Annotated in this window: 11 protein-coding genes and 1 pseudogene; 4 read left to right on the top strand and 8 right to left on the bottom strand. The window is 41.6% G+C overall.

The annotated features are described in order from the left end of the window. The 4 genes from Q0614_RS01665 to Q0614_RS01650 all read left to right on the top strand — a co-directional run. A partial coding sequence (locus Q0614_RS01665) for a manganese efflux pump (protein ID WP_298786064.1) occupies window positions 1-305 on the top strand: 305 nt, incomplete at its 5' end. 55 nt (window positions 306-360) lie between these two features. Further along, on the top strand, window positions 361-1,491 hold the full coding sequence (locus tag Q0614_RS01660) for a hypothetical protein (protein WP_298786062.1): 1,131 nt from the start codon (window positions 361-363) through the stop codon (window positions 1,489-1,491). A gap of 602 nt (window positions 1,492-2,093) precedes the next feature. Further along, a complete protein-coding gene (locus Q0614_RS01655) occupies window positions 2,094-2,855 on the top strand; it encodes a hypothetical protein (RefSeq protein WP_298786061.1) in 762 nt (253 codons plus the stop codon). A 38-nt stretch (window positions 2,856-2,893) separates the two neighbouring features. Next, the gene (locus tag Q0614_RS01650) at window positions 2,894-3,121 is read left to right on the top strand and encodes a hotdog domain-containing protein (protein WP_298786060.1); all 228 of its coding nucleotides are present in this window, start codon (window positions 2,894-2,896) and stop codon (window positions 3,119-3,121) included. A 42-nt stretch (window positions 3,122-3,163) separates the two neighbouring features. On the opposite strand, the gene Q0614_RS01645 is transcribed toward Q0614_RS01650, so the two are convergent. From Q0614_RS01645 to Q0614_RS01610, 8 genes and pseudogenes are all read right to left on the bottom strand, one after another. Continuing rightward, window positions 3,164-3,955 (bottom strand): class I SAM-dependent methyltransferase, encoded by a 792-nt coding sequence (locus Q0614_RS01645; RefSeq protein WP_298786058.1) that lies wholly within the window; start codon window positions 3,953-3,955, stop codon window positions 3,164-3,166. A gap of 119 nt (window positions 3,956-4,074) precedes the next feature. Beyond that, window positions 4,075-6,147, bottom strand: coding sequence for a TonB-dependent receptor (locus Q0614_RS01640; RefSeq protein ID WP_298786056.1), 2,073 nt, complete (start codon window positions 6,145-6,147; stop codon window positions 4,075-4,077). A 362-nt stretch (window positions 6,148-6,509) separates the two neighbouring features. After that, on the bottom strand, window positions 6,510-6,938 hold the full coding sequence (locus Q0614_RS01635; RefSeq protein ID WP_298786054.1) for a hypothetical protein: 429 nt from the start codon (window positions 6,936-6,938) through the stop codon (window positions 6,510-6,512). A 33-nt stretch (window positions 6,939-6,971) separates the two neighbouring features. Then, the gene (locus tag Q0614_RS01630) at window positions 6,972-7,376 is read right to left on the bottom strand and encodes a hypothetical protein (protein WP_298786052.1); all 405 of its coding nucleotides are present in this window, start codon (window positions 7,374-7,376) and stop codon (window positions 6,972-6,974) included. Window positions 7,377-7,479: 103 nt separating this feature from the next. Then, the gene (locus Q0614_RS01625; RefSeq protein WP_298786050.1) at window positions 7,480-7,800 is read right to left on the bottom strand and encodes a hypothetical protein; all 321 of its coding nucleotides are present in this window, start codon (window positions 7,798-7,800) and stop codon (window positions 7,480-7,482) included. A gap of 31 nt (window positions 7,801-7,831) precedes the next feature. Then, a complete protein-coding gene (locus Q0614_RS01620) occupies window positions 7,832-8,101 on the bottom strand; it encodes a hypothetical protein (protein ID WP_298786048.1) in 270 nt (89 codons plus the stop codon). A 346-nt stretch (window positions 8,102-8,447) separates the two neighbouring features. Beyond that, window positions 8,448-9,146 (bottom strand): helix-turn-helix transcriptional regulator, encoded by a 699-nt coding sequence (locus Q0614_RS01615; protein ID WP_298786046.1) that lies wholly within the window; start codon window positions 9,144-9,146, stop codon window positions 8,448-8,450. 102 nt (window positions 9,147-9,248) lie between these two features. Continuing rightward, window positions 9,249-9,336, bottom strand: a pseudogene (locus tag Q0614_RS01610) (IS1595 family transposase); the annotation flags it as partial.

The following is a 9,336-nucleotide window of genomic DNA, read 5'->3' as shown; positions in this document are numbered from 1 at the left end:
AATCCCGCCGCGAGCAGGACGAGCCAGCTCTACGCCTAAGCACGAAGGAGCTGGTACTGGGCGCGATCGCAACCAGCATCGACGCGATGGCCGTGGGCGTGACCTTTGCGTTTGGCGAGATAAACATCCTCTACGCCTGTTGCATAATCGGGCTCGTCTGCTTCGCGCTGTGCGTCGCGGCGTGCTACGCAGGCAAGCTCACGGGCGAATACCTGCACTCAAAGGCGCTCGTTTTAGGCGGCGTGATTTTGGTCCTAATCGGAGTTAAAATTTTGCTCTCGCACCTCGGCATTATCGATATTTAGCGGCTTTTAAGCGCCGCTTTGCGATAATTTTTAAAACTAATTCGCAGGAGCGAAAATGAAAAATTTAATAAATTTAAGCGGCGGTGACCGCCTAAATTTGCGCGTAGAGGGCAAAATTTTAATCAGCGAGAGCGTCAAAAACGGCAAAACTAGGCAGACGCAAAAGGAGTTTGCAAGCGCGGACGAGGCGCAAAAAGCCTGCATAAAAAAGGAGTGGGAGAGCCTAAAAAAGGGCTACGTCATGCAAAACGCGGATGCGAGGCCTGGCGAAACGAGCCTGCACGTTTACATCGGCGGCGGATACACGGGCGCGCTAGCCTTTGCTGGCGCGGGCGGCGAATTTTTCATATATAAATGCGGCGGCCATAAAGAGGGCGGCGCGCTGGATGACTTTCTCATCGGGCTGGACGCGAGCGGCGCCGTAAAGCAGCAGACCCTCTTGCCAAAGCCACTTGCATGGCAGGCGGAGCGCGCGGGCGAGGTTTTGCTTTTGGATCTGGATCATTTTATCTTTAAATTTGATCCCGCAACGGGCGAATTTAGCAATCTCTCTCAATGGTTGAACTTTAAAAACAGCAAAGAATTTACGAGTTTCGTTTGCGCCTCTAAAGATACGGCGGCGTTTGCGATGTTGGGTCAAATTTTCACTTTTCGCGGCGGCGAGATTTCGCCTCTTAGCGAGTACAAATCCGAAATGAAAAGCTATACGCCGATCCTTTGCGCCGCGATTAGCGATGACGGCACGCGGCTGGCGCTTCACTGCAAGCAAAACGAGATCAAAATTTTAAGCACGATAAATGGCGAAATTTTAAACGAGATAAAAGGCGACTTCGGCATTTTTGATAAAATTTGCTTTTTAGCTGACGGCTCGATATTAGGCAAGGAGCGCTACACGGGCAAGCTAGTTTGCCTTGACGCTACAAGCGGCGAGCGACTAAAGCCCGCGTGGTTGCAGGGCGAATACGCCGAGGCAGACGAGCTTTGCATTAGCGAGGACGGTTCGAGGCTGGCGTTAATAAAGTACGACAAAGCCCGCATCATCAATCTAAAAGGCGGAAATTTGCGTCTTAGCTTTGAGCTCTCGCACGTCGTGAAGCGCTGCGAGGCGAAATTTGAGCGCATAAACGACGAGGAGTTTTTGGCCGTACGCACCGACTACGGTTGCTTTAGCCTATATCGCGTTTAAATTCGGTGAAATCCAACCTTCAGATATGCATTTCTGTAACTTATGAAATTTCCTCCCAGTCTTTTGAATTAATGCACCCAATTCTGCGCTGTTCACTGCATAAAGCGTAATTGTCCATATAAAATTTGAATAATGCCGTTTCAATCGCGGCGGCAACGACCTTGATGAAATCGCTGCGCATATAGGCAAAGTGACATTTTGGCACTATTCTCACTTTAAACGAGCTAGTATCACCAAAAAAAACGAATGCTATTCCATAATATCTTGCTTACGCTTGCATAGGTATTTAGGTTATACCATGCTTTTTTCGATTTTTTACGATCATCCTTTAATGATTGCTCACGACATTAAATACGACCTAATGGCATAAAAGACGAATGAATTATATATAAAGCAAAGTAAAATTCATCAAGCGTTCATTAAGTAAAGCTATTACGTAAATTTTAATGTATAATGAAAAATAAAAATTTAAAATTGCCGGGGGATATGTCAAACTAAAATTTGATCAAATTTTTAAAAGCCACTCTTTGGAAGAGTGTAAATAACCTAAGAAAATATATCTATGCGGCGGAGTATTGTATAAATAGTGAGGTAAAATTTGAATGAACATATTTGAAAATAAATCAAAAAGAGCTATTGCGCAAAGTATAATTGATTGTTTTAGGGAAGGCCCAAAAATCAATTATTTTTCAATTAATGACAATAGAAGAAAAGTTATTGCAAGACGGCATGTTGAAAAACTTCAAAAAGAGAAGCATATAATTATATTGGAGCATTATCGACCAAACACAAAAAAATGGGAATTTGTATATGCGGATGTAACGTTAATTATGAAAAAAAATCCAGATGATAGTTCTACTAATAAAATAATCGAAGAGGACTATAAATATATTGGATTTGATATTATATTTAGCCTGACTGACGGAATGATATATAAGAGGATATTTATAAATTTTTCTTTTCATGCCCTATTGCGATTTATTGAAAGATGTAATATCAAAGAGCTATCCACACCAGATAAAGTTAAAAAATTTTTATTTTCAATGATAAGACCGATCTTGTTAAGATGTTTGTCTATGTATGATAGCCTTTGCAGTGAGTTAATGCATAATCAAAGTAATTATGATGAAATCAGGAAAAATTTAAGCAAAGGATTTCATATTGTGATTAATGATATATTCATGCCTATTGCGTTTGATATTGGTAAGAATAGTGAGGGAAAGCCCAGTCTTTGTTTTACGATTAAAACGATAATGCCAGTAGAATTTAATAGTGCTAAAAGAGCGATTAAGAAAGAAGAAGAAAGGCCCCCTAAAGAAAAAATTTTTGACTACTTAAATATTATAAAAACATTAATTATTTAGAAATAATATGCTTGGGTGCAAAAAAGGAGAATGATGTAATGAAGATACGAATCTACTACGAAGATACCGATGCGGGCGGCATAGTCTATCACGCAAACTATATAAAATACTGCGAAAGAGCGCGCAGCGAGATGTTTTTCGGTTCGGAAGTTAAGCCTTTTAGCAAGGACGGACATTTTGTCGTGAGCGAGATTTGGGCGAAATTTAAAAAGCCGTCTACCCTAGGCAACCTGCTGGGGATAGAAGTCAAAACGGTAGAGCCATAAAAGATATTCGTAACATTAACTTATCAAATTTACAAAGATCCTCTATTTTTTACCCACCAGAAGCTTTGAGCTACCTAGCATCAGCCATTTGGCTTCGCGTGGGCTCATAAAAAGCCCCTGCGTCGTATCTATAAGCTCGACCCGCTCGTAGCCCTGCTCCTTAAGCCGTGCTATGAAAGCATCCATGTCGCCGTAGTTTCCGCGCGAGAAAAGATCGTGGATCGCGAAGCTGCCGCCCTTTTTAAGCACGCGGAGCGTCTCTAAAAGCAGCGCCTGGCGGTCCTTGCGCATGATGTTGTGATAGACGTAGTTGCTTGTAACCGCATCGAAGCTGCCGTCCTCAAAGGGCAGCTGCGTGGCGTCGGCCTGCTCGAAGCTAGTGTTTTGCACCCCTTCGGCGCGCGCGTTGGATTCGCACAGCTGCTTGTTAAAAGACGCGTATTCAAAGCCCCAGCGATCGACGCCTAGCACCGATGCGTGCGGGTTGCGCTTAGCCACGGCGATAGTTAGCGCGCCGCTGCCGCAGCCCACGTCCAGCCCGCGCCCGCCCTCGGGCAGATCCACGTATTTCGCCGTGCCCTCTACGATCGCGCGCGAAAGCTGACGCTTACCGCCGTAATCAAACGCGCGGTACCACACGACGCAGTAGATCGTAAAGCAGCCCAAAACCAGCGCCGCTGCGCCGAAAAGCCCGGCAAGAAACCACCTCAGCACGCCGCCAACAAAAGCGCCGCAAACGCCGAAAATCAAAAACAAAACTAACGCCACGCCCGCACCCACGGCAAAGCTCGCGATCATGCCCTTAGGCACCCAGTTTTTATAGTCCGGTTTCATCTTTGCTCCTTTTATTAAATTTAAGCGCGCGGCGGCAAAGCGCGCGGCGGCGAAATTTTAAATTTCGCCCGTAAATTTTAAATTTCGCAGCTCAAACCTCGCTTAAATTTAAACGCACGCTAATAGGTGTATTTAAACTCCGCGTAGTAATTGCGCCCTGGAGCCGGGGTATAGTCGTCTGCGCGTAAATTTTGGTTGTAATTGTACTCCTCGTCAAAGACGTTTTTGACTCCGGCGCTTATCAAAAACCCACTTGCGAAGCGGTACGCAGCGCCCAGATCTACGATCGTGCGCGAATCGATCCTATCGTGGTTGGCGTCGTGCGATGATGAGAAATATTTAAAATCGCTCATCAGCGTTAAATTTCTAATCGGCTCGTAATCGACGCCCAAAACGAACTTCGAGCGCTCCACCAGCGGAACCTGTTTGCCTTTATTTGCGCCGGATTGGATCTTGGCGTCCACGTATGAAAAGGTCTCGCTGAGCTTTAAATTTGAAAGCAGACTTTGCTCCGCATACAGCTCCACGCCCTTGCGGCGCGTCTCGTCGATATTGATGAAATGCCAACCGCTATTAAAGCCGCTACCGAGTAGCTCGTTTACGATCTCGTTTTTCGTATCGGTCCAAAATAGCGTCGCGCTTACGTATTGCCCATAGATTAGATCCTTCATGCCGATCTCGTAGGTTTTAAAGGTTTCGGATTTGAGGTTATTAAGCACGTAAGGGCCGCTAGAACTTAGCTTATCGATGAGCTGATTAGGACCCGGCGAGATATAGCCTCGCTCAAATTTAAAATAGACATTGCCGTCTTTAGAATAATTAAAATTCGGCGTGATCTCAAAAGCGTAGTTGTTTTTATGATCCGTTACGTGCGTGCTTTCTTGAGTATGAAATATGCGCCCCATCCTACGCATCGTCGTAGAGACTTCGCGATCTACTTTGTATTCGGCGCGCTCAAAACGCCCGCCCGCACTAAGTGAAAACAGCTCTGTGAAGTCGTGCTTTTCTAAGGCATAAACCGAGTGCGTCTGTTTTTGCATATCAAAGATCGTAAGCTGCGAAAGGCTCATCATAGGATTCATCGAAGTGGTAAAATCGATCCTGCGGAAGCCCTTATTTTTAAGATAATCATATCCAACTATGAGCTCATCGTTATCATAGGTAAGCTTGCCCTTTAAATTTGCCCCCTCTTTGCGATCTTTCATCACAAAGCCCTTTTGTAAAATTCTAATATCTTGGTAATAAGGCTGTAAATTTGCTTCAAATCTATCGCCGAATTTCACCGCATAATCCAAGTCAAAATTTAGTCGCGTGCTTTTGGTAAAGGTCCTCTCGCCTCCTTGTTGACGACGATCTTTCTTGAGCTCAACAAGCCCTAAACCCGGTACATCATGCGTCCTAGCGCGATAAAAGCTCGGATTAAAAGATAGGCTTTGATCATCTGAAATTTTATAATTTAGTCCAAATGATGTATAGTAGCCTCGCTCTCTTTCGCCCTTGCGATATCCATGCTGATCAAAGCCCTTTATTGCGGTCTTTAGAAATAGATTTTCACTCACATTCCCGCCTACGCCGAAATTTATATCTTTATAATTATACGACGCGATCTTGGTAGAGACATTGGCGTATGGGTATTTTGCGCCTTTTTTTGTGATGATATTTATCACGCCGCCGCTGGTGCCGCTGCCGTAAAGCACGCTACCGCCGCCGGGGATGATCTCCACGCGCTCGATATCTTCGATCGGAACGAGATCGATCGGGATGCTCGTCGGCGTCGTGTCGATCATATTGAGCGCGACTCCGTTAAGAAGGACCTTGACGGAGGTATTGGCTTTCGCACCTTGCCCGCGTAGATCAACTGACCTACCATTAAAGCTAACCCCCGGCGCCTTTTCTAAAATTTCGCGCAGATCGCGGTAGCCGCGGTTTTCCATATCCTCCGCGGTGATGACCGAGACGTTGCGAACCTCGTTTTTAAGCATATCCTCAAAGCCCGTTGCGGTAACTACGATGGTGCCCAGCTTTGTGGCGTTCGCGCCGGAAGCGTTTTTAGGAGCTGCGGAATTTACCGCTCCCGCGCCGGACGCGCCGATATTTTCGGACGTAGCGTTGTTTTCGGCTCCGTTTAGTTGCAATGTGGCGCACAAACTTAGCGCGATTGCGGCATTTGAAAGATAAAATTTCTTAAACATCACTCTCCCCTAGTCAAAATTAGAATTTTGCGAATGATTTGCAAATGCTATATTATAATTTCTCTTGATTAAATAATAATAAATTTCAAAGATTAAAGATAGATTTTTTAAAATTTTGGCGTAGATTGGATGAAATTTTAATTTCGAGCGTTTTACGTAGCGCGGTAAAATTTCGGTTTTAAATTTAGACTCTTTAGCGGTTTTTATTTCTTAAAGCGGCAAATTTGCAAAGCAAATCTAGCTGGAATTTTTAAAATTTACTCAATCCCTAAAATCATACCCGTCTAAAATGCGACCAAAAGTATTAAACCTATCCTAGCGCTCATTTTTTTCCATATGGCCTTTTTGATTTTGCTTGCGCATCAATTATTTTTATCATGACTCACCCTCTTTAGCCACTCTTTTTCAAATTTATAATATCTTTCAAGCTTTTTATTCTTTTCTGCTTGATTCCACTTTTCTATCTCGGCATAATCTTGCAGCTCGCCTCCGCATTTAGGGCAAACGCTCCTATCTTTAACGTCCGAGAAATTATAAAATTTAAAACACCCTTTGCAACGCATAAATTTAGGATAATATTTTATGCTTTTTTCGGAGCGAAATGCGAGATATGCAAAGAAAACGCACGCCGCAAAGCATAAAGTTCCAATTATTATACGCAGATATATACTATCAAATTTTGCTGATGCCATAAAATAGGGTTTTATATCAACTTCCCCCGATAGAACGGTCGCCAGTCCCCATGCGAAAAAAGCGAAAAAGCCGATTAATGCAAAAATTCTATTTAGCATTTTTATATATTCCTCGTATAACAAATCAAAATTTCATCGCTTTTTAAATTTACGCTTTTTGATCTTCGGAGTTTTAGCGCTTTGATCGGAGGCGTTTCTTTTCCAGTAGTCGCCGTCATTATACTCCGTAAGCTTTTTGCCGCAGTCCGGGCAAATTTGATCGGTATCTTTGACGTCCTCGTATCGGTAAAATTTGCCGCAGTCTGCACACCACATATACTCTGGGTATCTTTTTATACTCTTTTCAGAGCGGAAGGCGAGGTAAAAGAAGCAAATACCCGCTATTAAAAATACGGTTGCGGGCAATATCCATAAACTACCTGCATCATCAAATTTAATATATTTCTCGCCTATCTTTATATTTTTATTTACTGAAAAAATTATAAGGTATAAAAAGCATACTACACCAAGAAAAAAGGAGCCGATTCTATCTGACATTTTGCCGCTCCTTTTCGTTATGCTTTGCTTTATTCATCGTATTTGCGCCATACCGTCCGATCCTTAAATTTTATAGTTTTATCCGTGCTGTCATACGCAAATTTCATTCCGTAATGAACTGCTTATAAGGATCCGGTACCGTCGGATGTTTAGAAAATAGCAATGGCATATATTTGTAAATATCTACCATAACGATCTCTTGATACACATTATCTAGCCGCCAATCTATTTTGTCGTAGTGCTTATTTTCATCATGCATATCTTCTATAAGAAGATCGCCATTTTTTATACCAAAATTTATAATTAGATCAAGCTCCTCTAGCGTGTATCCCCAATCTATATGGAAAAATTTAAATACTACGGATATGATCCCGTCTCCTTCGATTGCGGAGGATAATAACTCTACAATGTGTTTATCTCTCATTGTCGCCTTTTCTTCAGCATAAAATTTCTCTTTATCGCTCGGTATCTTTTTGGTTTATAAGTTCCGCCGAGCCCTCCTCAAGCGAATTATACTCATCCAGATGTATATGCGAATGTTTCGGCACGGAATCTTGCGCTAAAGTAAGCAAATGCCTGGCAAGAGATATAAGCCCGCTTTTATTCGCCCTTATAGTAACTTCGTTTTCGAGAGCATTGACGGAGATTGCGAAGTCCTTTTCCCATTGTAGCTGCAGTCCCTTTTCTGCGCAGTAGTCTAAGGTTTTTATAACATACTGTCCCATATATCTCCGATACTCCTTTCTAAATTTAATCGGTTGCCGATAAAATTTACCTTATCGATCGGCTAATCGATCTCGTATTATTTTGGAAAAATTATATCTAAAATAAAAATGAAAGGGGTCGGAATAACTAAATTTAAGATAAGTGTTGTGCGCAAAAATGAAGTGATTAAAATTTAAAAATAGCTTAAATGGTGGCCCGATTGCACCCGTTTTTATAGTTAAAATATCGCTGTAGAAAGGGTTTTGTAATTTAAGCTAGCATAAAGACCCCTAATTATGCCCCTATTTACTTTTTATAAACTTTATTTTTCGTCAAAGATCATCCATTGCAAACAGCAATAATACACTATTTTCTTAAATAATCCGGTATGGTTTCTTGAATCTTAGTGCTAATTGAGATTTTAGATTTTATTATACCTATGACTTCTATTCTCTCGTTAAAATCGGTGTCGCTTAATTCGAAGTCATATAAAAAGGATTTTAATCTTACTTTATTACGCGAAGCAATTAAAAACTGAACAATAAAAGCATTATCTGCGTATTTGACGATAACCCATTCTCCCGTAAGTGGCTTTTCATCGGTAAGTATAACTAATATATCCCCTTCTTGTGCTATAAAACCACCTTCGCCGCCTTTTACTTTTACTAGGCAACATTCAGAATTTTTATACTTAGTAATAAAATCTATGATTTCAATCCTTGAACTTTTTTGCTCTATAGGCTTTTCTTTGGCAACGAAATTAGTGACGGAATCGTAAAAAGAGACAATGCATTCTGTTAGCGATCTCAATTTTAAATCCATTGGATTTAATTTATATTTTTCGCAAGCTTCATAAAAATCCATATTTGTGTCAAAATAATCCCAGCCTATACCTGTCGCTTGTATAATCTTGAATTTTATCATTCCGTGAATTGGGTTTATATTATGCTCATAAGCATTTATGCTGCTTTTGGTTATCCCTAACGCATTACCAAATCGCTCTTGAGATAAATGGCAAGCCTTCCTAATATCCCTCAATTTTTCACCCGGGCTTTTATCTGTCACTTTTTTTTACCACCGTAATTTTGATTAGAATATTAACGAAAAGTCATTAAAAGAAATTTAAAGCAATTGAAAATTTGGGCGTTTTATAATATAAATTTTGGCTCAATTAAACTTAAGCGGATTCTCTCTTATCAATTTCAACAGTTTCTGATATAAGTTTTCCTGTGTAGTTTTAGTATTATATCTAAAT

The sequence above is a fragment of the uncultured Campylobacter sp. genome (genome assembly GCF_937997595.1).
Lineage (GTDB): Bacteria > Campylobacterota > Campylobacteria > Campylobacterales > Campylobacteraceae > Campylobacter_B.
Note: the sequence above shows the minus strand (reverse complement) of the source record. Positions and strands in the feature narration are given on the sequence as shown.

Coding starts and splice junctions, on each gene's coding strand:
- Q0614_RS01660 (WP_298786062.1), top strand. CDS start 361: ATGAAAAATTTAATAAATTTAAGCGGCGGTGACCGCCTAAATTTGCGC.
- Q0614_RS01620 (WP_298786048.1), bottom strand. CDS start 8,101: ATGGGACAGTATGTTATAAAAACCTTAGACTACTGCGCAGAAAAGGGA.
- Q0614_RS01645 (WP_298786058.1), bottom strand. CDS start 3,955: ATGAAACCGGACTATAAAAACTGGGTGCCTAAGGGCATGATCGCGAGC.
- Q0614_RS01625 (WP_298786050.1), bottom strand. CDS start 7,800: ATGAGAGATAAACACATTGTAGAGTTATTATCCTCCGCAATCGAAGGA.
- Q0614_RS01655 (WP_298786061.1), top strand. CDS start 2,094: ATGAACATATTTGAAAATAAATCAAAAAGAGCTATTGCGCAAAGTATA.
- Q0614_RS01650 (WP_298786060.1), top strand. CDS start 2,894: ATGAAGATACGAATCTACTACGAAGATACCGATGCGGGCGGCATAGTC.
- Q0614_RS01640 (WP_298786056.1), bottom strand. CDS start 6,147: ATGTTTAAGAAATTTTATCTTTCAAATGCCGCAATCGCGCTAAGTTTG.
- Q0614_RS01630 (WP_298786052.1), bottom strand. CDS start 7,376: ATGTCAGATAGAATCGGCTCCTTTTTTCTTGGTGTAGTATGCTTTTTA.
- Q0614_RS01635 (WP_298786054.1), bottom strand. CDS start 6,938: ATGCTAAATAGAATTTTTGCATTAATCGGCTTTTTCGCTTTTTTCGCA.